This is a genomic window from Bacillus sp. GW823-FHT06B01, assembly GCF_058952315.1.
The window spans coordinates 325,552-347,876 of the sequence record NZ_JBXAHR010000005.1 but is presented as its reverse complement, the minus strand read 5'-3'; the positions used below and the strand labels follow the sequence as shown (position 1 = coordinate 347,876).

Sequence of the window (22,325 nt, the reverse complement as noted above, 5' to 3'; positions counted from 1 at the left end):
CAAGCCTAGCCTGCGCCAATCCGTCTTTTACAGGCAGTTACTCTCCCTTCCATCTTCCTCATATTCATCTAATTTTGATGCAGGATAAAATTCGTATTCATCCAATTCGTAATTATTTCTTCCAGCTTCGGATGTAGTGGCTTATCTGCTCCTTCCACATAAATCTTTTTAAATTCCAACGCTTTAAAATCACCTTCGAAATATTTCAAGGTATGATCCATATTTTTTATTACATGTACTTCATAATTACCTTTCACATAACCACCAATTCTCTTCGCTTTTTCAGGATTTGCCTGAAAGTCTTTATCACCAGCAATTGCTAGTACTGGACATGTTACTTTTATTAAATCTTTATAAATGTCATGCTGAAAATGCTCTCTAAGCCATTTGGCATTCATTGGCTTAAATCCAATTTTAACAATATCTTTTTTGGAGTTTATCATTTTCTCTGTTGCCTTTTGTGCCTGCTTTTCTCCCCGTTTCTCAATATTGAGAAGACGCATTAACTTTCCTTTTATTCCTTTTTGCTCTTTTAACTCCTTATAAATAATCTCCCTTTGTCTTTTAGTAGCTTCTTCTAACGATTCCGCAGCTCCTGTAAGAAGTATGAGTCCATTAACTGGGGTTCTTGCGTTTACTACAGTCGCTAACATACATCCTTCACTATGACCAGCTAAAATGATATTTTCCGGATCAACAAATGGTTGTTCTTTTAAATACGTAATCATAGCCTCTATATCACTAACTAAATCCCACATCCCAGTCTTCAGAAATTCCCCTTCACTCTTTCCTACTCCGCGCTTATCAAAACGGAGCGTCACTACTCCAAGTCTCGCCATTACATGCGCTAAACCTTTATAAATATTCGATTCAAGCTTTAACGGTACGATCATTCCATCACGATCAATCTCTCCAGATCCAGCGATAATAACAACCGCAGTATACTTCCCGTCAGCTTTCGGTTTAGTAATCGTACCGCGCAAAGTAAATTCACTATTTATCGCTACTTCATATTCGTCAAAAGTCATTATATTTATCCTCCTTCTATTCTTTTATATCCAATTTAAATTTCAAACTCGCTATTATATTTTTGTACTCTCTTACATCTTTCATAGATGCGAAAATGGGGTTCTCTGCAATACTTTTTAGCATGCTTCGCTTTATAATCTCTTCATTTCTAACCGTTTTAGCACCAAGCGGAAATTCTGCAAACCATTCATCAATCGCATCAAAATAGGAATCGCCGTGTAAATGCAGGCTATTTACTGTGAAACTAGCTGCACAAACTGCTACATATTTCTGCAACATTTCTAATGCTCTTTCAAAATTGCCTTGCATACAATATACTTGTGCAGCAGCATAGTATATTTTTAAAGTCATATTAGGATGTAATGTTTCTATTTCATATATATCTATTAACATGAAAGCTCTATTTAAGATTATCTCTACCTTTTCAGCGCTTGAGGCATTTACTACTACATAATTCGGTATTGTGGCAACGAGTTGTATTAAATGTTGGTACATACTAATTTGCATCATTTCATTCGCCTTTTCAGCATTTCCAAGCATTTGATACGCTTGTGCGATTAAATCCTCTTCTGGAAAATTAGGACGTATCGTTTCGCCAAGTAATTGAAGCACCTCATTTGGTCTATTGAGTATAAGATAGCAAGTTGCTTGAAACGATACCGCCTCTTTCACAAGAGAAACATCATCACTTTCTTCCTGCACCCTGCTAAAAAGAGACATTGCTTCTTCTAAAATTTCAATTCTTCTATCCATATCCGCTGTTAACATGTGATGATTAATAAAAAGTAGTCCCATTTGAAGTAATAGCGGAAAACAAGAATAATATTTTTTGATTATTTCTCTGCACTCCTTCATTACCTCATCAAACGGTTCTTCACTAAAAGCTTCCGCTAGTCTATGATATAAATCCTTAATATCTTCCTGTTCCATTTGCGGTTTATAACTGATTAATTCATCTATACTTATGTTAAAGTACGATGCTAGCAGTGGTAAAAATGTAATGTCTGGATAACTCTGCCCCGTCTCCCATTTGGAAACAGACGCCTTCGTAATTCCGATATACACCGCTAACTCTTCCTGCGTAATTCCCTTTTCTTTTCTCTTATCCGCAATAATTTTATGAATATGAATCTCTCTCACTGTATCACCTCATACGTTTATTATATGTACTATATTCTATACAAAATATGGATTTAAAGTCGACTTTCGTTAACAAAATCAACTGTTAGGAAACATCTCTCTAAAATGAAAGGCAGGAACATATTTGATATGTTCCTGCCTTTTTATTGTGGGGTACCGATACTAACCATCTAGTTAAGATTTTGACATGCTTCAACATCAAATATTTTATCTCACTACAGTTTTCTATGAGAATCCAGTGAACAGATTATTTGTATAATTTTCGAAAGCCGAAGTTAAAAACCCTTAGTTTCTTGCTCACTTAAAGCACTACATTAATCTAGAAATTCAAGTGATTCCAATTTTTCAATTATCATTGACTTATATTTGATAGCTTCATACTGTGAATTATCAATTTTTGTCTTTTTTATATTTAACATATCAAATATTTCTCTTTCAATATCTCTTCTTGCTTCTAAAACTTTAATTGTTCCGTCTAAACCGTGATAGCCTTTCATCTTCCCATACCCTTGATTTGTATAATACTCAATAAATCCAGCAGACCATTCTTTATCTCTTTCATTAAATACCTTTCTGAATGAGAATTCCAAATCATCTTGTTCTATATAAAACAATACTGGATTTAATTTCTCTATAATTTTCTCTAATGCATTAATATAACTTATAACTTTCTCTTTTTTTGCACCATATTTAACCATCCCGATTGTTAATGGATTTTGTATGAAGCAACATTCAAAAATATAAATTTTATTTTCGTTGTTGGCTATTTCAACAAAATTCCTCCATTTTTCAGTTATTAATTCAATATTCCTCTCTAGCGGTAATTCATATATATCATTTTTAAAAATGGTATTTAATAAATTTTCAGGAAAATTAGAGCTGTATTCATTTTTAATTTTTTTATATGGCAATAAATAATTGTTTTCTCGCTTCGTGACTCTATCACTAATTACTTCCTTAAAATTACCACTATTCACTAACAAACTTTCGAATTCAATTTTATCAAAACAAGATACCCCATCATAATCAGCAGGGTGATCTGGATTCCCTTCAAGAAATAACTCAGCGTCAATATTTTTTTCAATTAGAATATCGTAAAGCAAGCTTGCAGTGGTGGATTTCCCAAAGCCAGGAAGCCCTTCTACTATGATTAATTTCGTATTCAAAAAATCTACACCTTTCAAAGACAAAACGGACTAATTATCCTATAAATCTTTATCTAAACTCAATAAAACTAGAACTTCCTTTCCTATGTATCATTATTTCGTTATTTCACCAAACTGCGCTCTCGTTACTTTCGCTAAGTCATCCACTTTCAGCTCGATTTGTATACCAATCTTCCCGCCGCTTACAATGATCGTTTCAAGCGATTGAGCAGTCGCATCAATGCATGTAGAAAATAACTTTTTCATTCCTACTGGTGAACAACCACCGCGAATGTATCCTGATACTTTCGTAATATCTTTTACAGGAATCATTTCAATCTTCTTTTCGCTGACCGCTTTTGCGGCAGCTTTTAAATTTAGTTCCTCATCTACCGGGATGATAAACACATGATAATTTTTACTATTTCCTTGAGCGATTAACGTTTTATATACTTCTCTCACTTCTCGTCCAATTTTCCCGGCTACTGATACGCCATCAATTTTTCCATCTTCCGGATCATATGACATCATCGAATATTCGATCTTTTCTTTATCTAATATTCGCATCGCATTTGTTTTATCTTTTTTCATGGGTTTCTCCTTAAAAGGTTATTTCATATTATTAAGTTTTATTATACACCTTTTTCCATTTATCCTACATAACTTCACGTATATTTCAAAACTAAAAATATTGATAATTCAAAAATCATCTGATATAATTTGGAAAAACTTATGTTAAGGAGAGATTTGTCATGCGAAATGTTAATACTTCTTTCCAACTTCATCATCATACGTAACGCCGTGTATCCGAAGAAAAATTTTTCTTTGTGGGTACAGGGCTTTTCCTGTTGACCCACGAAGCGTTCATAAAGCTATGTGGGTATTTTTATACCTGCATAGCTTTTTTTAATTTTAAAAAGGAGTGATTACAATGGAAATGAAAAATGTAAAAGGAACGAAAGACTATTTACCAGAGGAGCAAGTGTTGCGAAATAAAATTAAAAGAGCTTGTGAAGATACGTTTGAACGATACGGATGTAAACCGTTAGAAACACCAACGTTAAATATGTATGAGCTTATGTCTTACAAATACGGCGGCGGTGATGAAATTTTAAAAGAAATATATACACTTCAAGATCAAGGAAAACGCGAACTTGCCTTACGCTATGATTTAACCATTCCATTTGCAAAAGTCGTGGCAATGAATCCGAACATCCGCCTCCCTTTTAAACGGTATGAAATCGGAAAAGTCTTTCGAGATGGGCCCATTAAACAAGGAAGATTTCGTGAGTTCATTCAATGTGACGTTGATATAGTCGGTGTAGAATCTGTCATGGCAGAAGCGGAACTTATGAGTATGGCGTTTGAACTGTTCCGAACGTTAAACTTAGAAGTAACGATCCAATATAATAACCGAAAATTGTTGAACGGTATTCTCCAGTCTATTAACATCCCTACTGAACGAACGAGTGACGTCATTTTATCATTAGACAAAATCGAAAAGATTGGGATTGATGGTGTACGAAAAGATGTACTTGAGCGCGGAATTTCTGAAGAAATGGCTGATACAATATGTAATACCGTTTTATCTTGTCTAAAGCTTTCGATTGATGACTTTAAAGACGCTTTCAATACTCCACTCGTTGCCGATGGAGTAAACGAACTACAACAATTACAGCAATATTTAATCGCTCTCGGAATAAATGAAAATGCTATATTCAATCCATTTTTAGCGCGAGGACTTACAATGTATACAGGTACCGTATATGAAATCTTTTTAAAAGATGGATCGATTACATCTAGTATCGGTAGCGGTGGTCGATACGATAATATTATTGGGGCATTCCGTGGTGATAATATGAGCTATCCAACAGTCGGTATTTCATTCGGCTTAGACGTTATTTACACAGCACTCTCGCAGAAAGAAACAATATCATCTACAGCGGATGTATTTATCATCCCACTCGGGACAGAATTACAATGCTTACAAATTGCCCAGCAATTACGTTCTACAACTTCCTTAAAAGTCGAACTCGAACTAGCAGGCCGCAAATTAAAACGTGCCCTTAATTATGCAAATAAAGAGAATATCCCTTATGTGCTTATTATTGGGGAAGAAGAACTTAGTACAGAAACCGTTATGCTGCGGAATATGAAGGAAGGTAGTGAGGTGAAGGTTCCCCTTTCTTCTTTAAATAGTTATTTATAATACGAACCACCCTCGTTTGGGTGGTTTTTCTATTTTATAGATAACGAAACCATTAGTTAACATAAAACAATTATATCCTACTAAAAATCACAAGTATTTAATATCCAATTACCTATTATTTTTGGTAATATATAGATATTAATTGTTTTAGGAGGATTTACTTTGAAAACTTACATACAAACACTAAAGTGGACTACAGGGATCTATCATCTATTATTACTTCCTTGCTATTATATATTTCCAAGTCTTGTTAATCTAGACTGGATACCTTTACTACTATTGATTGCTTTACATATTACTACTATTTTATTAGCTAACAAAGCAGGCATGAATACGTACGCTCATTATATAGGTATTATCGTTACTCTAGTTGCCTTCTTTCCTTATATAGACGTCGTTCTACATATTATAGCAGCTGTTTTCCTTTTATTAGATGCAGCTTCTACTACTAAAAAGGAAGTTTTTAATTCATAGCAAAATCAACAGCACATCCCCAGAATAGATTCACATGCATTTTAATTACAACCAAAATTTAAGAAAGTAAAAAATAAAAGGTTTCTTCACATATGGAAAACACCTTTTATTTCTACAACTCTTAACTATTATTTTTCGTATTTCTACTCTCCAAAACTTTCTCCATATTATGAGTTGCCCATTCCATCATTAATAGAATCATTGGACGTAGTGATTCACCAAGCTCCGTTAACGAATATTCTACTTTTGGCGGCACTTCACGGTATACTTCACGATGTATAATGCCATCTGCTTCAAGTTCTCTCAGCTGCAGTGTTAACATTCTTTGTGTGATATTAGGTTTTAATCTTTTTAATTCATTAAATCTCTTTGTACCATCTAATAAATGATACAAAATAACCCCTTTCCATTTTCCACCAATAACCTCAACCATAGCTTCCACTGGACAAGAATATTTATTTAAAAATGGGTAATTTATATTATTTTCGTTTGAACAATCCATCATAAGTCCCTTCCCTTACCAATAGTATCTTTTTTGATACTATAACACATAAATGTGCGTACTTGTATCTATGTTACTTTAAAAATATAATTTACTTACAAAAATAAATTAATGAAAAGAGGAACTTTTATGACAAATACAAAACAAATTACAAAAGAGAAAATTATGGAGGCTTTCCATTTCAGACATGCATGTAAAGCGTTCGATCCTATGCAAAAAATTTCAGAAGAAGATTTTCATTTCATTTTAGAAACAGGCAGATTATCCCCTTCTTCTTTCGGATATGAACCTTGGAAATTTGTTGTCGTACAAAATAAAGAAGTAAGAGAAAAACTACAACCATATTCATGGGGCGCTGGTGGTCAACTTGCAACAGCTAGTCACTTTGTCATTGTTCTTTCAAGAAATATTAAAGATATGCATTATGATGCAGAGTATATTAAACATATGATGAACGATATTATTGGATTACCTGAAGACACTCAAAAAATTAGATATGAATTCTTCAAAAAGTTCCAGGAAACAGATTTTAACTTATTACAATCCGATCGTGCTGTATTTGATTGGGCATCTAAGCAAACTTATATTGCTTTAGGTAATATGATGACGAGTGCAGCTCAAATCGGCATTGATTCTTGTCCAATAGAAGGATTTGATAAAGAGAAAATAGATTCTTTACTTCGTCAAGAAGGCATTATCACTGGCGATAATCTTGAAGTATCTGTTATGGTTGCCTTTGGTTACCGTAAAGAAGAGCCAAAGCGTGATAAAACAAGACAAACTATGGATACAATTGTTGAATGGATTAAGTAATATAGCATTCACAAATAAAACTCCTTCTAGCTAAATACTTATTCTATTGAAGAATCAGTTGTTTTTCTAATGTATGAAATTGATTTTTCATGGAAAGATATGTTAGTATGTATACAGTTTGAGCGCTCTATTTTTTAGAGTCGAACAGGAGGAGAATGGATATGTCTGATATTGAAGTTGGCGAAGTGTTTACTCTCAGTGATGAGAATAATGAGGATCAGGAAGTAGAAGTACTCGGAGCGATGGATGTCGAAGGCGCAGAATATATTGCAGTTGCCTTCGTAGAAGACATTCAAACAGAATCTGAGGAAGACATTGATATTTTCTTTTTAAAAGTAGAAGAAGATAATGAGTTTTCATACATTGAAAATGATGAAGAGTTTGATAAAGTATCTGCTGCTTTTGATAAAATTTTGGACGAGCAAGAGCAAGAATAATAAGAATGAAAAACACGAGGGTGGATGCATATCCGCCCTCTTTTTATTTATCCCGCTATTCGCCGGGCAGTAAGACTCCCACCTCAAAATTCGGCAAATGCGGAGGAGTTAGGTGGGAGATCAACTGCCCGTAAAAGCCCGATTGGTGAGGGCTGATAATCAGTGGGGAATGGACAAAACCCCCACTGATTAAAGTTTCACTTTATCACTCACCCAAAGACTTATGCAACAATTCCAGTACATCTTTCAGCACAAATGGCCCCTCTTTTTTCACATGCTCAGCGAATTCAGAAACGAGACGTAATGTTCTTACACTTTCAATCGGATGCTCGCCTGATGCACTTTCAGCAGACAGCATAACAGCGTTCGTTCCGTCCAGTACAGCTTGAAACACATCAGTTACCTCAGCCCTTGTTGGAATAGAATGATCTACCATAGATTGAAGCATTTGTGTTGCTGTAATAACATATGTATTCGTTCGATTACATTCCTGAATCATCATTTTCTGCAAGAGCGGAATAAATTGATACGGTAACTCTACTCCTAAATCCCCCCTTGCAATCATAATTCCGTCTGCTTCTTTACATATATCTTGAAAATTCCCGATCGCTTCCATCGTTTCTATTTTGGCAATTACATTAGGTGACGTTTCTTTGTACTGTTGTATATAATCTCGTATTTCTTTTATATGACTAGGTTTCCGTACGAAAGAACATGCGATAAAATCAACATCCTCTTCTAGAAGAAACTGAATGTCTTTTTTATCTTTCTCTGTAATAGCTGGTAAACTAACGATTGCCCCTGGTAAATTCACCCCTTTATGAGATGAGATATTACCACCTGTTTTCACCTTTGTTTCTATTTTTTCCGTACTTATCTTTTCAACGATTAACTCAACTTCGCCATCGTTAATTAAAATTCTACTTCCAACTTTCACATCATTCGCGATTCCTGCATAATCAACATTTGCTTCTCTATTGCTCCCTGTAACTGGTTGCGTATGTAAAATAAAAGAATCTCCCGCCTGAAGTGTAATTTGTTCTCCTTTTACTTCACCTAACCTTATTTTAGGACCTTGTACATCGCCTAAAATTTTAATAGAATCGTCTAACGATTTCACTAAACGAATGATGTCTTTATGACTTTCATGCGTGCCATGTGATAAATTCAAGCGCACTATTTTCATACCATTGTTTATTAACTGCGCTAACGTTTCTTTATTATGACTTGCTGGCCCAATTGTACAAACTCGATCGATTGTCATTTTTATCACCATCCTTTTTTAGATAAGTTTCCCACATAACCTTAAAAATAACAGAGATCATGTAATGAATAGATTTAAATTTACACGAATTTCATAAAGTTAAACCTGTTTCCCTTGCTAGCTAAGCATTAGAAGATATATTCGATTTTTTGCAAATGAAGAAATGTTGAATCAAAAGTAAAAGAACAGTTAAGTATGGGACAAGTTATTGAGAGTTTCAAAATTCTCATATATTGTATGAATTGAGTTCGAACTCAAAATTAAAAAAGGTGGGAAAATTAGTGAATATGAAAAAATCTTTAACGGTGACAACTTTAGGGTTAGCGGTTTTAGGTTTTGGTTTTACTAATAACGCAAGTGCTTCAGAGGTGGGCACTGCAGACAAGCAGCCCGTTTTGGTTAACAATGATGCTGTTCAATCAGCAAAAACATCTAATGTTCCTAGTTTGACTGTTGCAGCTGCACCTAAGAATGACTCTAATATTAGCGTGTATACTCCCTTTTTTGGTAACCCATATGCAGTTGCTAAATCGAAATCAACTACGATCGAAGACTATATTTATGCAAAAGCAAGAACTTTCAATGGCGATGGCTCATTAGTGAATATGAAAAGTAATAGTGCCAAAAAATCAACTTATGTAAGTGCTACAGCGACCAACACAAGTGTTTATTATGGAGATGATTACGCTATTGGTAATCATACCTATAAATTGAGTGGTTATAATGATGTGAATCACGAAACTAAAGCTTCCTGGTAAGAAAGAGAAAAAAGATATGCATCTTGCATATCTTTTTTCTCTTATATTTTAAATATATTGAGGTGCTATTTATGAAACAAATGTATATTATTATCAGTGTTATACTTATTTCATTAATTATAATTTATGTTTTGTTCCCTACTTCAATCATACAACCACATACATCTCCTAAAGAAAATAAGCGAGAGCAACAAACCAATACTATTTCTTACGGATTGAAGAATACTAAAGGTCAACATATTAATAATGGTAGTAAAATTACTATGGAGAATAATAAAATAAATGTATCGTTATCATTCATACATAATGTTGATGAAGACCGAAAATATGGATTAATTGTCCTAGAAGATTACGAACAAAAACCTTTTAAAATAGAAGAAGCTGCTAATGAAGTATCACACTATTCTTTTGATATGAAACCAAATAGTTCAATTACTACGAGAATCTCTTTACACACTTCTCCTAATGCAAGTGAATTAACCTTTTTAATAATTAAAAAACCTGAATATAAATTAAAAGATAATGACTTAAGTAAAGCGGTTATATTAGAAGAAATTTTAAGTATGCGATACTCAACAAATCCCCCTCAGGAGGGAAGCGAAAAAATAAAACTCACCTTTATAGATCCAAATGCTATTTTAAAAGATGGTCTTTATGAACCATTATTTGTTACGAACAATGAAGAGAACTTACAAACTGTCTTCTCTGATAAAGAAGGCAGACAATTAACCTTATCAAATGGTAATGAAACAAAAGATGAAATGACTTACGCAATCGTGGCATTTAAAGATTGGGAACAAGTTGAAATATTTAATGATAAAAAAGTCGTTTATACTGCGGTCGCACCTGAAACGAGACAAATTTTCAATTTTACATTGCCTTCAGTGGATCAGGAAAGTAATTTTCAGCTCGTCGCTTTTCCATTTCCTTATAAAACTAGCGAAGAAGATTATGTCAGTCAACAAGCATTCGGTTCATTTCGTATCGTAATTGAAAATAAATAGACTTTTACAAAAAATACAAAAAAGCCTACTTCCACAGTAGGCTTTTCAAACTACGAAAGTTTCGTTAATAACTGAGTTAAATCTTTTTTCGTTTTCGTCGTTAATGATTTCATTTTATTAATATCTATCTTTTCTTTCTCCGCTCCTACAATTAACGGATACATACTTTGTCCGATTGTTTTATATTCAGCTGGATGAGATGCTTCTAACTCTTTCTCGATTACATCCCACTTTTCATTAATTTGTTTTCCAAGTTTATTTACTGTTTCTAATTTCGGATTTGCAGCTAATTGCTTGTCTAAACTATCAATCAATGCAGCAACTTCTTTTACATTTGTTTTCACAGCTACGCTTTTCTTCGGATCTTTCGTTGTTTTTCCGTTTGAGTTTGTACTTGTACTTTGATCTGTTGTTTTTCCGCTAGTCGTTTCGTCATTCATTTTTCCTGTCGTCTCTTTTTCTTTTGTTTTCACATTCTCATTTTGAGATGACGTTTTACCGTTACTCTCTGTTCCTGATGATTCTTTCGTATTTTTTGCATCCTTATCTGTTTTTTCATTTGAAGAAGTATTTGTATCTTTTTCAGTATCTTTCGTTATTTTTGACGTCTCATCTGCACTTGTCGTTTTTGATTCTCCTTCATTTTGCGCTGTTACTTGCTCTTTCTTTTCTGTCTCTTTCTCTGCTGAAGGACTACAAGCTGCCATAGTAAGCATTGTACCAATTGTTATCGATGCGATAGCGACCTTTTTCATTTTCATATAAATCCCCCTATGTTTACTTTATTTATCCTCCCCTTTACGATTCGATTTCCCCTTAAAAAATCCCTTTTCACATGAATCACCATCTTTCCGACAGTAATCTTCATAATAATACGTACAAAAACTGATAAACCCATTTGAATATTCGAGTTTCTTCTACTTCATTTTTCTTCTCTGTAGTAAAAGAAAAAGAGTATATTGTCAAATGAATAATTACTATCTTCATATGACGATATACTCTCCTATCAAATTTTTATCTTTCTTGACATTTTATTTAAACAAAAAAATAAAATTTTCTTTTATTTTTTTGTTTCTCAACAATTGTTAACATAATATATTTATGAGTAACCACCGTTCGAATGAATGACTTGCCCCGTAATCCATTTTGCTTCTTCACTTACTAAAAAAGAAATTAAGCGTGCTGCATCTGACGGTTCTCCTACTTTACCTTGTGGGAACTTCCATACTAAATGATGCTTCATTTCCTCTGTAATCCATCCTGTATTCGTCGGTCCTGGATCAACAGCATTCACTGTAATCCCCTTCTCCATCGCAACTGGTGCTACTGATTTTGTAAATGCTTCAATTGCTCCTTTCGTTGCTGCGTATGCTAGTTCATCAGGCATTGGCCCTAGTGACTGTCCTGAAGTAAGGTTAATAATACTTCCATTCGTTTTCAGTGCATAATGTTTTATAAATAATGAACTTAATTGCATAGTAGCGCGGACATTTACTGTATAATGTTTATCTAGCTGTTCTACATTTAATTCTTCAATTCTCGTATGTGTAGAATACGCTGCATTATTAATTAAAATAGATGGATCACCTAAACGTTCTGAGACCATATAAAACAAACGATTTGGCGAATACGACTGCGATAAATTGATTTCTGCCATTTCACATCGAACACCTAAACTTTCAATCTCCTCTTTCAACAAAAAGGGCTCTTTGTCATGCATTCCCCACGGCATCGCTTTATCATACTGAGACCAGTACGTGAAAAAAATGTCTATCCCTTTTTGAGCAAGCACCTTGCATACAGCTGCACCAATTCCATTCAGACGAGTTGCCCCTGTTACAATTGCTATTTTCTTCACCTTTTCTCCTCCATCTATGGATAAATCCCCTGCACGAATACAGAGGATCTATCTTTTTATTCAATATTTGATAATATGCGTTCTGCACCTAATTTTAAAATTTTAATGAAGATATAATTTACAATCGTAAACATTACAAATAAAACGATAAACATAACCCACAGTCCTACTTGAAGGAAGAAGTATAATAGACTTACTCCCGCTACAATAACTAAAGCTATAAAAATATTAGCTAAAAAGTTCCACAAAGTTGTATATCGGCTCTTAAATAATTTCTGCTCTGTATCCCAATGTATATCTGCAGTTTGTGCATCCCAGCGTGTACCAATTAAATTAATTAACAGTAAACCGTTCGCACTTAGTAAAAACCACAGTAACATGAATACAGGAGAAATCCCAGCTACAACTGCCATCGTAATACCGAATACTGCTAAAATAATCACATTAATTAACCAAGCAGTAATTGCTTTCGCAAAAAAGATATCCGAAGCTTTTACAGGTAAATAACGATTCACAAACCAAGAGCTTCCATCACGTGAAAATGATGTTGTTGCGATAACGTTACTTCCCATTAAAAATAACGATGCACAAAGTCCTACACCAATCGCCAATCCTGCTGATTTTGGGTTATCAATATACCCTGTAATCCACTTTAAATTCCCATCTTGCACGAATAAAACAAAGAATAACATAATCGGCATAACGAAAGTTTGTACGATACAATTTAAGAAAAATTGTGGTGTACGGAATAACGTTTTAAATTCTTTTTTCACATACGCTTTCAAATGTGAACTTTGTACCGTTGATTTCTGTAAGCCTTCTGCTGAAATAACCTCTTTTTTTGCTGTACTCGTTGAAAGTCCAATAACCCCTTTTAAATATGTACGCTCTGCAATGTAATAAAACAACACAAAAAATACAAATGAAATAAGTGCAAAGATGATTACGTATAAAGGTCCCTTCCAATTTGCATTTTCTACTAATGCCACTGCTCCAAAATATGTAGTTGGAAAATAGTTTGTCATTTGTACTAGAAGAGAAGATTGGTTGTTCGCAAGGTAATTCGTAATTGCATCTTCAGAAAACGAGCTTTTATTTTTCCACTGTAAAAATACATTAATTCCTACAATAAATAGTATACTGACGATTCCAATAAATATATTTCCTCGGTCTTTATTTTTCGCTATATTTGTATATCTCATAATAACTGTCATCAGTAACGAAGCTAATACTAACGGCACAATCGGGAACAGTAAGTAAATAAAAATCATGTATATGTAATAGGTAATAAATGCGCTACTTTTTAACCCGTACGTAATAAAGATTGGTAATAAAATGAATGAACTCATTACGTATTGTGTAATTAATACCGTTAAAAATTTTGCCGAAATAATCTGGGCTGGTTTCAATGGTAACGGTAATAACATTTCAATGTCATTACTATAGTAAAATACAGTTAAAATGTTCGTTATACTCATTAAAAATACCCATATACTCGCAATCGCAAGTCCCATTGCGATAATCATTCCTGGGTCTTGCCCTAAATGTTTCATACCTTCATACATTCCGTGCGTGATAGAACCAAATATTAAAAATCCTACAAATAAAATGGCTGCAAATGAAAATACATACGCCCATCGCTTCTTCTTATCTGTTATGAAATCTGCATAATTTAATTTCAATAATACTTTCGTTAACGTCCAAATTTTACTCATTGCCCGTCATCTCCAAGAACATTTTTTCAAGTGATTCATTGGATTTAAAATGATCTCTCATTTCATCTAAATTCCCCTTAAACTGAAGATTTCCCTTATTAATAATTGCAACGCGGTCACATATTTTTTCTGCCACTTCTAATACGTGTGTCGAGAAAAATACGATTTTTCCTTTATCCGCATGTTCTCTCATCATTTCTTTTAAAATATATGCAGATTTCGGATCAAGCCCCGTTAACGGTTCATCTAAAATCCATACATCTGGCTCATGCACGAGCACACCAATAATAACGATTTTTTGTCTCATACCGTGCGAGTAACTTTGAATTTGATCCGATAACGCATTGTAAAGATCAAATTTCTTCGCTAAAGACTCGATTCGTTCTTGGCGTACTTCTTTCGGCACTTCATACATATCTGCCATAAAGTTTAAATATTCAATTCCCTTTAATCGTAAAAACATATCTGGGCTATCTGGAACATAACCAAACGTCTTTTTCGCTTCCATCGGATATTTCATAATATCTTTACCGTTAATCGTAATCGTTCCTTTGTCCACACCATGAATACCAGTAATCATCTTAATTGTCGTTGATTTACCCGCGCCATTCGGTCCTAAAAATCCAAAGATTTCTCCGCTAGGCACAGATAAACTTAAATCTTTTACTGCATAGGTAGACCCATTATAACTTTTTGACACATTCGTAATTTCAATCATTCCATCCAATCCTTTCCTTAATTACCAAATAACTATATTAATATTATAGCATACTTCTATTTTTAGATTTTTATATTTTTTCAGTTTTTTAACCTTTAAAATAAATATACACGCCTAATCCAACGATTAAAACGACAGCTAATATAATATAAATCATCGTCAGCCGTTTAATATTCCCTTTTGTCGCTTTACTATAATTCGCATCACCATTTCGCCCAATTAACACCGTCGCCACTACAGTAATGACTACAAGTAATACAACGATCATGATCCCAGTTAACATTCCTTCCTCCCCCCTCCTTACAACCATTTTACAATATTATCCTCTTTATTTCGCAGTATATTTCCTCTTTTTACTATTATTATGAAAAGAATTGGAAAACTATTATTACTATACATTTTTATATGTGATATATTTATAACATAACGTGATTTATTTCTAACACTGAAAGGAGAATCTATCGTGAAAACAACTTGGATAAAATATTTAGGATTTCTCGGTTTCTTCGGTTTCCTCGGCTTTTTTTATGAAAAAGGATTGTTTACTATGTTTTGTTTCTTCTCCTTTTTCACAACGTATAGAACGGTTCAACACGATGAACTATTTGAACAAATCGTCAATAAATCGTGCCGCAATGCATTTATCGTTACATTACTAACGACCGCTATCATTATGTTTATTGAAATGTTATTTCCAAACCCGGCGCTACAAGAGATTGATATCGCTCTTATTTTCAGCACACTCATTCTTACGTTCGGCTTCTCTATGTTCTTTTATGATAAACCTGTTGATGAAATGGAAGATGCGCCATGGCGTTCGTAACGAGAATAAAAGAATACCGTGCCAAATTGAACATGACACAAGAAGATTTAGCGAAAACTGTTGGTGTACGTCGTGAAACGATAAGCCATCTCGAAAAAGGAAAATATAACCCTTCCTTACAACTAGCTCACGATATAGCGAAGGCACTTCATAGTACGATTGATGAGATTTTTATTTTTGAGGATAAATAATGTGAAACTTTAATCAGTGGGGGTTTTCTTCACCCCCCACTGATTATTAGTTGAACCAATCGGACTTTTATGGGCAGCCCGCCCCCCACCTAAATTCTTTGCTTTCGCTGCGTTTTGAGGTAGGGGTCTTACTGCCCATTAAAGTGGGATAAAAAATATCGGCATTCTTTTCACAAAGAATACCGGTATTTTTCATTTATACAACTAATCACCCATACAAAATCGCATGAAATACGCCTAACAATAAATATTGATCCTCTATATAATTCTCATCATATACATTCATCTCAATATCATACATATCTTCCTCAAGACGAATATTCCAATCTGCGATTACATAGCCGTTTCGTAATAACTTTCCAAGCCCAATTGAAGTTTTGTGAACAACATATTCTTCTCCCTTATATGTAAAAGTAAATAAGAAATTTGCATCTAATAACTTTCCGTCACATACAAGTATTTCATGCTCTGCATCATTATTATCGATATACGTTACTAAAATCCTTCTTTGACGCTGCCTACTTACATCCTTTGCAACGACGCGAATATTGTCCTTACTATCCTTTATTTCATAAATGATATTACTACCGACTTTCGGAATAAAGTCTAGCACTTTCATCAACGTATTTTTATAATAGCCCCGTACTGCGCCTACTCTTTCGCTTTCATTATAAACCTCTATTGACGTCGTATCCGCCTTACTATCACACAGTCGCTTGTAAGAAAGCTGCATCATTCGCTCTCCTCTTAAGTACTGATCAAACGTCACAGGATATTCTATCGCGCGCAGTTCCTTATTTAGCTCATTTAAATAACGCCCAACACTTTCTACTAATGCTGTAGTGGATATACGCTCCTTAAGTTCAAATTGCTGCCAACTGGAAGCTACTCTCCACTGATTTTCCTCTTCGTATAAGAATCCAAGAATTACTTCCTCACGATCACTCGTTTCATAATTCAACTGTTCGTTCTGCCCATGTTGCACTTGTTCCATCCACTGTCCTAAATAAATACCAAGCTCTGCAACCTTCATGCACGACTTCTGGAACAGTACGCTGTCACCGACAAGAATCGTTACATCCCCTTCAATAAAGCCATTTGCATAAGCGGCATACCGTGGCTCATCCTTCTGCGGAATACTTTTGTCTAACTCAAATAAAAACGTTAACATTCTTTACTCACCTCTAGTTATTACACCGATCGTACCTATAAATTGAACCCAACTCAAATTATATCGACGATTTTTCCAATATATCTACCGTAACTCAAAATATATCAACGATTTTTTCGATATATCGACGATTCGACAAAGAATATCGACTTATCGACAAATATCAACACATTTAAAATGAAACTACCTTTTCTTCCGCCACTTCTACAATTTCTAAAATTTGTAGCAGGCTCTCCACTTCATAAGTCGGCTTAACACTTGCCCTATTTTCTTTCAAACTTGGATTATACCAACACGTATCAATGCCGTAATCTTCTCCGCCTTTCATATCAGAAGTTAGCGAATCTCCAACCATCAATACACTTGATTTATCAGTAATTCCAAACTTCTCAAATGCATAATCAAAAATCTCACGTGCTGGTTTTTGATGACCAACCTCTTCTGAAATAATAATATGATCAAAGAAATTACATAAAGGCGAATTTCCAATTCTCGATTGTTGCACCTTCGTATATCCATTCGTAATAATACCTAACTTGCAATCTTGTAGTTTCTCACATAATTGTACTGCACCTTCTATAAGATGTACTTCTTTCCCTAAGTTTTCAAGGTATACATCACTAAATTGCTGCGCATCTACTTCTATATTATGCAGTGCAAATAATTGTCTAAATCGATCTACCGCTAATTCACTTAGTGTAATCATTTTATTTTCTAAATCTCTCCATAATCCATTACTAATCTCTTTATAACTTGCAAGATAATCATCATACCCTGTAGGCATGCCAAACTGTACAAACGCGTTATGTAATGCGTTTCTTTCCGTCTCAGGAAAATCTAATAATGTATCATCTACGTCGAATAATATAACTTTGTATTTCATTATGCTCTCCTCAACTAGTACGTTATTTACAACTTTTATTTTCTCATTAATCGTCTCTTAAGTCGAACTTTTTCCCTTTACGAATAATAGCTGTACAGCAATCTTAAAGTTGTTTCAGACACACGAATCATGTTATTCAAAAATAATTAATTGTGAAAATACTATAAATTTGAGATAATTTGGATAATGAATCCAATTTTTAAAAAGGAATACAGGAATAGAAAGGGGCGGAAAGACATAGTAAATTCATGGGGAAGACCTAAAATACAAATCCCAAAAACAAAAAGTGAATGGGTTGGAGATATCATTGGATATTCATTATTCTTTGGATCAATCATTTTTTTGATTATCATTTGGGGAAGATTACCTGAGGAAGTACCCGCACATTATAACGCATATGGGACTGTAGATCGTTGGGGATCAAAGTGGGAACTTTTACTTCTACCAGGAATAGGGGCATTCATACTCCTTCTCATGCAGACTTTAGAAAAGTTTCCAGAAGTTCATAACTATCCAAAAAGATTTAATGAATCGAATGCTAAACAGTTTTATTTAAATAGCAGAAAAATGCTTAATCAATTAAAAAATGTCTGTTTACTTATTTTTGCTTTCATCCAATTTGAAACAATTTCAATAGCTCTAGATTGGAGCGGCGGTTTTGGAAAATTATTTTTACCGATATTATTAATTGGGACAGCTATTCCAATTGTGATAGGAATAATAAAGCAACGAAACATCTCATAATACGAACCGATATTTCGTTATCGAGCTCTTTATGGAACGAAATTATATCAACAATAAGAAAAGGAGGCTAATCCACATCAGCCTCCCGAATTCTTATTTATCCTCTAGCAATAACTCTTTCATTTCCTCTAACGACTCTTTCGTAAAGCCGAGTGCCTTTTCAGCATACGCTTCAACTGAACCGTATTGCTTTTTCAATTCATCAATCGCAGCTTGTAAATATTCAGCACGCGCTTCAAACATTGCACCTAATATTGCTCTACTTTCATCGTTTTGTAATTTTGCACCTAAAAAGGCCATCATTTTTTCATTTAACTTTTCACGGAAACCGTTACTTAGTAAGTAGTCTTCCATTACTGTTTTTTCCGGTACACCTAGTAAAAGTAATAATAGTGCTGATCCAAATCCTGTACGGTCTTTTCCAGCTGTACAGTGGTTTACTAACGGTAAGTTTTCCGGGTTTTGCGCTAAGTTTAAGAAGCTCACAAATGCCTCATTACCACTTACGAAATCTTGATTCATTTTCACAAGATACTCACCCGGCTTCCCTAGCATAGAAAGGTCACCAACTTGGAAAAACTCGTTTATATTTAAATCTTTCGCTAAGTCTTGCATAACTGGTAAGCACACTTGACGAGCGCCTGTAATTTCTGGGTTTGGCTTATGCTTTACCTCAAAGTCTGTACGGTAGTCACAAATTAACTTTAAGCCAGACTTTTGTAAATAGTCGATATCCCACTCTGTTAGTCCTGCTAATTCTTCAGAACGGTACAATTTACCCCATTTTACTTTACGGCCTTCAGTCGTTTCATATCCTCCCATATCACGGAAGTTAAACGCGCCTTGTAATGGCAATCTACGCTCAGCTACTGTCACTGCTTGTCCATTACTTCCAACTAGTCTAAAATATGGACGTTCATTTTCACTCGGGTTTTCAATTGTACATGATGATTCTCCATTTACCGTTGCAAGTAATTCTCCAGTTTCTTCAATATGATCTGGTGAAGTACTCCAATAAATACGAACTTCTTCTATATTATTTTCCCACTTTATATATAGCGTATTGTCTTCATTTCTTTCTACAGTCGCTTGTAACCAATTTCTTTGCTGCTCCATTCTTTCACCAACACTTTCTCGTATAATCGAATCTTTCTTTATTGTATTATAGAAATATCTATTTTGTCGTTCTCATTTTTCTTTTTATCTTACAAACAGGCAAGAAGTTCTTTTACTTGTTCAAAATTTGTACACGGATTCCCGTTAAACAAGTTCAAGAACCTTTTTCACCCTCCTAAACCTTCCTCACATATCGCTCAGTAGAACTTAATAACTGACATCCATTCTTTTCAAAAACATCCTTCATCCACTCATTTTGTACATTTGTCTCGCCAATATAATATGATGCGCCTATTTCTTTTAAGACAAACATTGCTCCTGTAAAGAATACCGTTTCATACCCTTTATTTCGCATATTTGGAGCGACTGCGAAATACATGAGTTTTCCTTCTTCTAACGTCCCCTTTTCAATATGCGGGATTACAATTCCTACCGGCTCTTCACCTACACTCGCTGTTAAACAATGCTCTTTCCATTGCTCACCAATTTCTTGTAGCATCATATTTACAAATTGATCATAAGTGACGTGCTCTTCCGTCATTTCGTTCCAAAGAGAATAAAATGTATCTTCTCCTACTTCTTCAATCAGCTTAAAATCAATTTCACTTCCTACATCTTCTACTTCATATATATCCTTAAACACAATCATGTTTTCAGTAACATATTCAAATAAATACGTTTCAAAACATTTCTTATACACATCGTAATTTGGGCTTTTTGAAGAAATCTCAAAATGTAAGTTTTCTATTCCCTCTTTTTTAGCCTCAGCAACGCAATATTGCATCATTTCCTTTAATTGCTCTTCTGTAAAAGACTCTGCATTATTTTCTTTTATCATGATAGAAGAAGCATTTCTTCTTATTTTAAAATGTTTTTCTAACTGTTCTATAGTCATCATATACTTCCCTCATCTATGTCATACTCGAATTTCTACTTGTTCTCCTTGCATGAGCAGGATTGTCCTTGAATATATAGAATACTAGAAAACATCGCATCTTTAAAGTGCGGAGGAGGTTCTCCATTGGATATTACAACGTTACAACAACAGTTAGAGCTTATACAACAAAATGACTATACGCAACTGCAACATATAGATATAAATGAGTTAACGCTCAATATGCTTCAGTATGTCGGAACGACTGATAGTTACGTTCGTTACCAACTTATATATAAATGCTTTTCCTATTTCATTCATCATGAATTCCTTATGGATGATCAGCTGAAATTACTTCTGCAAACTTGTTTAAGCGATGAGTATTTATATTGTGATATTCACTCCCCACATACAGATGGGGTTTTCACACGTTCTTACACTGTTTCGTTAATCGCGCTAATACTCCAATTCGCTAACTCGCACTACTTTTTCACAGAGGAAGATATTGAAGAAATAAAAAACAAACTCATTTCATATACAAACTTAGAAACGGATTTTCGAGGCTATATTGAAAATAAAGGATGGGCTCATTGTCTTGCCCACGTATCAGATGCCTTTACTGAAATTGTTCACAATTCCTATACGACCTTTGAGTGGTATGAAGAATTAATTCATTGTTTATTAAATAAAATTTTTATCCCATCGGATCTATTTCATAATAATGAAGATGAACGAATTGTTACACCGTTACTATCGATGCTATATCATGATTTTCCGCAAGATGAGTTAATTTCAATTATTTATAAAAAAATAAAAAGGCTACCTCAAATTAGAAAACGCCTTTCACTTAATGAGTATTGTATATTATGTGCCAACATTAAAACCTTTTTACGCACATTATTTTTCAGAACGAAAGATGATCATAACTTAGCCTATACAGCACGTAAAACAGAAAGAATGTTAAAAGAACTTCCTAACTATTATTAACTATAAGGAGAACAACTATGGGTTATATTGAAGATATGAGAAATTTAATAGGAAATCATCCACTTATTTTAATAGGTTCACACGCCATTATATTAAATGAGAAAAATGAAATATTACTGCAGCTACGTACAGATTTTAAGCGCTGGGGTATTATTGGCGGCGCCTTAGAATATAACGAAACGTTAGAAGACGCTTTACAACGAGAAGTATATGAGGAAACTGGACTTTTCATTAAAAATCCAGAACTATTCCGTACATACTCAGGACCAGATCTCTTTCAAATCTATCCAAACGGCGATCAAGTACACGGTGTACTCGTTGTTTATATTTGCCGCGAATTCAATGGCGAACTTGTATGCGACCAAACGGAATCGAAAGAACTACGCTTCTTTCCGCTTGATGAGTTACCTAGTAATCTTCCTCCTGTTATTGAGAGAATTATTAAGGAGTTTCAGCACTCCAATTAAAAA

26 protein-coding genes are annotated in these 22,325 nt (G+C 34.2%); 11 read left to right on the top strand and 15 right to left on the bottom strand.

Annotation, left to right across the window (positions count from 1 at the left end; translation table 11 throughout):
- Positions 1-68: 68 nt before the first annotated feature.
- The 4 genes from AC1Q8N_RS23335 to ybaK all read right to left on the bottom strand — a co-directional run bounded on the left by AC1Q8N_RS23335 (position 69) and on the right by ybaK (position 3,905).
- Positions 69-1,028 carry an alpha/beta hydrolase family protein gene (locus tag AC1Q8N_RS23335; RefSeq protein WP_098653445.1) on the bottom strand — a complete coding sequence of 320 codons (960 nt, stop codon included), beginning with the start codon at positions 1,026-1,028 and terminating at the stop codon, positions 69-71.
- A gap of 16 nt (positions 1,029-1,044) precedes the next feature.
- Positions 1,045-2,169, bottom strand: a complete 1,125-nt coding sequence (locus AC1Q8N_RS23330) for a helix-turn-helix domain-containing protein (protein WP_098078191.1) — start codon at positions 2,167-2,169, stop codon at positions 1,045-1,047.
- Between the two features lie 314 nt (positions 2,170-2,483).
- Positions 2,484-3,335, bottom strand: coding sequence for a P-loop NTPase family protein (locus tag AC1Q8N_RS23325; protein ID WP_098047993.1), 852 nt, complete (start codon positions 3,333-3,335; stop codon positions 2,484-2,486).
- Between the two features lie 93 nt (positions 3,336-3,428).
- Positions 3,429-3,905, bottom strand: coding sequence for a Cys-tRNA(Pro) deacylase (gene ybaK / locus AC1Q8N_RS23320; RefSeq protein WP_048544564.1), 477 nt, complete (start codon positions 3,903-3,905; stop codon positions 3,429-3,431).
- A 340-nt stretch (positions 3,906-4,245) separates the two neighbouring features.
- On the opposite strand from ybaK, the gene AC1Q8N_RS23315 reads away from it, so the two are divergent.
- Together AC1Q8N_RS23315 and AC1Q8N_RS23310 are read left to right on the top strand one after the other, a co-directional pair.
- On the top strand, positions 4,246-5,523 hold the full coding sequence (locus tag AC1Q8N_RS23315; RefSeq protein ID WP_048544563.1) for a histidine--tRNA ligase: 1,278 nt from the start codon (positions 4,246-4,248) through the stop codon (positions 5,521-5,523).
- Between the two features lie 162 nt (positions 5,524-5,685).
- Positions 5,686-5,997 carry a hypothetical protein gene (locus AC1Q8N_RS23310; RefSeq protein WP_098847455.1) on the top strand — a complete coding sequence of 104 codons (312 nt, stop codon included), beginning with the start codon at positions 5,686-5,688 and terminating at the stop codon, positions 5,995-5,997.
- 121 nt (positions 5,998-6,118) lie between these two features.
- Here AC1Q8N_RS23310 and AC1Q8N_RS23305 read toward each other — a convergent pair whose 3' ends face one another.
- On the bottom strand, positions 6,119-6,499 hold the full coding sequence (locus AC1Q8N_RS23305; protein ID WP_000340656.1) for a winged helix-turn-helix transcriptional regulator: 381 nt from the start codon (positions 6,497-6,499) through the stop codon (positions 6,119-6,121).
- A gap of 129 nt (positions 6,500-6,628) precedes the next feature.
- Between AC1Q8N_RS23305 and AC1Q8N_RS23300 the strand changes: the two genes are divergently transcribed.
- Positions 6,629-7,312: an NAD(P)H-dependent oxidoreductase gene (locus AC1Q8N_RS23300; protein WP_048544559.1), complete on the top strand. Its 684-nt coding sequence runs from the start codon at positions 6,629-6,631 to the stop codon at positions 7,310-7,312.
- 155 nt (positions 7,313-7,467) lie between these two features.
- A complete protein-coding gene (locus AC1Q8N_RS23295; RefSeq protein WP_002008111.1) occupies positions 7,468-7,749 on the top strand; it encodes a DUF1292 domain-containing protein in 282 nt (93 codons plus the stop codon).
- A gap of 205 nt (positions 7,750-7,954) precedes the next feature.
- Here the strand turns inward: AC1Q8N_RS23295 and AC1Q8N_RS23290 are convergent, their stop codons facing one another.
- Entirely contained in the window at positions 7,955-9,025 is a 1,071-nt protein-coding gene (locus AC1Q8N_RS23290) for a pyruvate kinase (RefSeq protein WP_116443064.1), read from the bottom strand.
- Positions 9,026-9,294: 269 nt separating this feature from the next.
- Between AC1Q8N_RS23290 and AC1Q8N_RS23285 the strand changes: the two genes are divergently transcribed.
- Positions 9,295-9,771 (top strand): XoxI protein, encoded by a 477-nt coding sequence (locus AC1Q8N_RS23285; RefSeq protein WP_098847457.1) that lies wholly within the window; start codon positions 9,295-9,297, stop codon positions 9,769-9,771.
- 71 nt (positions 9,772-9,842) lie between these two features.
- Positions 9,843-10,775 (top strand): hypothetical protein, encoded by a 933-nt coding sequence (locus AC1Q8N_RS23280; RefSeq protein ID WP_098069011.1) that lies wholly within the window; start codon positions 9,843-9,845, stop codon positions 10,773-10,775.
- A 50-nt stretch (positions 10,776-10,825) separates the two neighbouring features.
- On the opposite strand, the gene AC1Q8N_RS23275 is transcribed toward AC1Q8N_RS23280, so the two are convergent.
- From AC1Q8N_RS23275 to AC1Q8N_RS23255, 5 genes are all read right to left on the bottom strand, one after another.
- Positions 10,826-11,536, bottom strand: a complete 711-nt coding sequence (locus tag AC1Q8N_RS23275; RefSeq protein WP_098132335.1) for a hypothetical protein — start codon at positions 11,534-11,536, stop codon at positions 10,826-10,828.
- A gap of 338 nt (positions 11,537-11,874) precedes the next feature.
- The gene (locus AC1Q8N_RS23270; protein ID WP_098847458.1) at positions 11,875-12,633 is read right to left on the bottom strand and encodes an SDR family oxidoreductase; all 759 of its coding nucleotides are present in this window, start codon (positions 12,631-12,633) and stop codon (positions 11,875-11,877) included.
- Positions 12,634-12,689: 56 nt separating this feature from the next.
- Positions 12,690-14,348 (bottom strand): putative ABC transporter permease subunit, encoded by a 1,659-nt coding sequence (locus AC1Q8N_RS23265; protein ID WP_098122787.1) that lies wholly within the window; start codon positions 14,346-14,348, stop codon positions 12,690-12,692.
- The gene (locus AC1Q8N_RS23260) at positions 14,341-15,066 is read right to left on the bottom strand and encodes an ABC transporter ATP-binding protein (RefSeq protein ID WP_048544545.1); all 726 of its coding nucleotides are present in this window, start codon (positions 15,064-15,066) and stop codon (positions 14,341-14,343) included. Before AC1Q8N_RS23260 ends, AC1Q8N_RS23265 begins: the two co-directional genes overlap by 8 nt.
- Positions 15,067-15,154: 88 nt before the next feature.
- Positions 15,155-15,349, bottom strand: coding sequence for a hypothetical protein (locus tag AC1Q8N_RS23255; RefSeq protein WP_048544543.1), 195 nt, complete (start codon positions 15,347-15,349; stop codon positions 15,155-15,157).
- Positions 15,350-15,529: 180 nt separating this feature from the next.
- On the opposite strand from AC1Q8N_RS23255, the gene AC1Q8N_RS23250 reads away from it, so the two are divergent.
- Both AC1Q8N_RS23250 and AC1Q8N_RS23245 read left to right on the top strand, forming a co-directional pair.
- Positions 15,530-15,889 carry a DUF3796 domain-containing protein gene (locus tag AC1Q8N_RS23250; RefSeq protein ID WP_033656368.1) on the top strand — a complete coding sequence of 120 codons (360 nt, stop codon included), beginning with the start codon at positions 15,530-15,532 and terminating at the stop codon, positions 15,887-15,889.
- Positions 15,877-16,080: a helix-turn-helix transcriptional regulator gene (locus tag AC1Q8N_RS23245; RefSeq protein ID WP_098642799.1), complete on the top strand. Its 204-nt coding sequence runs from the start codon at positions 15,877-15,879 to the stop codon at positions 16,078-16,080. Before AC1Q8N_RS23250 ends, AC1Q8N_RS23245 begins: the two co-directional genes overlap by 13 nt.
- 208 nt (positions 16,081-16,288) lie before the next feature.
- Here AC1Q8N_RS23245 and AC1Q8N_RS23240 read toward each other — a convergent pair whose 3' ends face one another.
- Positions 16,289-17,251, bottom strand: a complete 963-nt coding sequence (locus AC1Q8N_RS23240; protein WP_098642798.1) for a tubby C-terminal domain-like protein — start codon at positions 17,249-17,251, stop codon at positions 16,289-16,291.
- 172 nt (positions 17,252-17,423) lie between these two features.
- Positions 17,424-18,134, bottom strand: a complete 711-nt coding sequence (locus AC1Q8N_RS23235) for a YjjG family noncanonical pyrimidine nucleotidase (protein WP_048544537.1) — start codon at positions 18,132-18,134, stop codon at positions 17,424-17,426.
- 237 nt (positions 18,135-18,371) lie between these two features.
- Between AC1Q8N_RS23235 and AC1Q8N_RS23230 the strand changes: the two genes are divergently transcribed.
- On the top strand, positions 18,372-18,878 hold the full coding sequence (locus tag AC1Q8N_RS23230) for a DUF1648 domain-containing protein (protein WP_306472363.1): 507 nt from the start codon (positions 18,372-18,374) through the stop codon (positions 18,876-18,878).
- A gap of 93 nt (positions 18,879-18,971) precedes the next feature.
- On the opposite strand, the gene AC1Q8N_RS23225 is transcribed toward AC1Q8N_RS23230, so the two are convergent.
- A complete protein-coding gene (locus tag AC1Q8N_RS23225) occupies positions 18,972-19,994 on the bottom strand; it encodes a tyrosine-protein phosphatase (RefSeq protein ID WP_098847461.1) in 1,023 nt (340 codons plus the stop codon).
- A 175-nt stretch (positions 19,995-20,169) separates the two neighbouring features.
- On the bottom strand, positions 20,170-20,892 hold the full coding sequence (locus AC1Q8N_RS23220; RefSeq protein WP_048546483.1) for a GNAT family N-acetyltransferase: 723 nt from the start codon (positions 20,890-20,892) through the stop codon (positions 20,170-20,172).
- A 123-nt stretch (positions 20,893-21,015) separates the two neighbouring features.
- Between AC1Q8N_RS23220 and AC1Q8N_RS23215 the strand changes: the two genes are divergently transcribed.
- Together AC1Q8N_RS23215 and AC1Q8N_RS23210 are read left to right on the top strand one after the other, a co-directional pair.
- Positions 21,016-21,855, top strand: a complete 840-nt coding sequence (locus AC1Q8N_RS23215; RefSeq protein WP_098847464.1) for a DUF2785 domain-containing protein — start codon at positions 21,016-21,018, stop codon at positions 21,853-21,855.
- A gap of 17 nt (positions 21,856-21,872) precedes the next feature.
- Positions 21,873-22,322, top strand: a complete 450-nt coding sequence (locus AC1Q8N_RS23210) for an NUDIX hydrolase (RefSeq protein ID WP_098152270.1) — start codon at positions 21,873-21,875, stop codon at positions 22,320-22,322.
- Positions 22,323-22,325: the final 3 nt, after the last annotated feature.

Bases quoted from the DNA above. Each gene is read 5' to 3' on its own strand.
- AC1Q8N_RS23335 (WP_098653445.1), bottom strand. From the start codon at position 1,028: ATGACTTTTGACGAATATGAAGTAGCGATAAATAGTGAATTTACTTTG.
- ybaK (WP_048544564.1), bottom strand. From the start codon at position 3,905: ATGAAAAAAGATAAAACAAATGCGATGCGAATATTAGATAAAGAAAAG.
- AC1Q8N_RS23315 (WP_048544563.1), top strand. From the start codon at position 4,246: ATGGAAATGAAAAATGTAAAAGGAACGAAAGACTATTTACCAGAGGAG.
- AC1Q8N_RS23305 (WP_000340656.1), bottom strand. From the start codon at position 6,499: ATGGATTGTTCAAACGAAAATAATATAAATTACCCATTTTTAAATAAA.
- AC1Q8N_RS23300 (WP_048544559.1), top strand. From the start codon at position 6,629: ATGACAAATACAAAACAAATTACAAAAGAGAAAATTATGGAGGCTTTC.
- AC1Q8N_RS23295 (WP_002008111.1), top strand. From the start codon at position 7,468: ATGGATATGTCTGATATTGAAGTTGGCGAAGTGTTTACTCTCAGTGAT.
- AC1Q8N_RS23290 (WP_116443064.1), bottom strand. From the start codon at position 9,025: ATGGTGATAAAAATGACAATCGATCGAGTTTGTACAATTGGGCCAGCA.
- AC1Q8N_RS23280 (WP_098069011.1), top strand. From the start codon at position 9,843: ATGAAACAAATGTATATTATTATCAGTGTTATACTTATTTCATTAATT.
- AC1Q8N_RS23275 (WP_098132335.1), bottom strand. From the start codon at position 11,536: ATGAAAATGAAAAAGGTCGCTATCGCATCGATAACAATTGGTACAATG.
- AC1Q8N_RS23265 (WP_098122787.1), bottom strand. From the start codon at position 14,348: ATGAGTAAAATTTGGACGTTAACGAAAGTATTATTGAAATTAAATTAT.
- AC1Q8N_RS23260 (WP_048544545.1), bottom strand. From the start codon at position 15,066: ATGATTGAAATTACGAATGTGTCAAAAAGTTATAATGGGTCTACCTAT.
- AC1Q8N_RS23255 (WP_048544543.1), bottom strand. From the start codon at position 15,349: ATGTTAACTGGGATCATGATCGTTGTATTACTTGTAGTCATTACTGTA.
- AC1Q8N_RS23245 (WP_098642799.1), top strand. From the start codon at position 15,877: ATGGCGTTCGTAACGAGAATAAAAGAATACCGTGCCAAATTGAACATG.
- AC1Q8N_RS23240 (WP_098642798.1), bottom strand. From the start codon at position 17,251: ATGTTAACGTTTTTATTTGAGTTAGACAAAAGTATTCCGCAGAAGGAT.
- AC1Q8N_RS23235 (WP_048544537.1), bottom strand. From the start codon at position 18,134: ATGAAATACAAAGTTATATTATTCGACGTAGATGATACATTATTAGAT.
- AC1Q8N_RS23225 (WP_098847461.1), bottom strand. From the start codon at position 19,994: ATGGAGCAGCAAAGAAATTGGTTACAAGCGACTGTAGAAAGAAATGAA.
- AC1Q8N_RS23220 (WP_048546483.1), bottom strand. From the start codon at position 20,892: ATGATGACTATAGAACAGTTAGAAAAACATTTTAAAATAAGAAGAAAT.
- AC1Q8N_RS23210 (WP_098152270.1), top strand. From the start codon at position 21,873: ATGGGTTATATTGAAGATATGAGAAATTTAATAGGAAATCATCCACTT.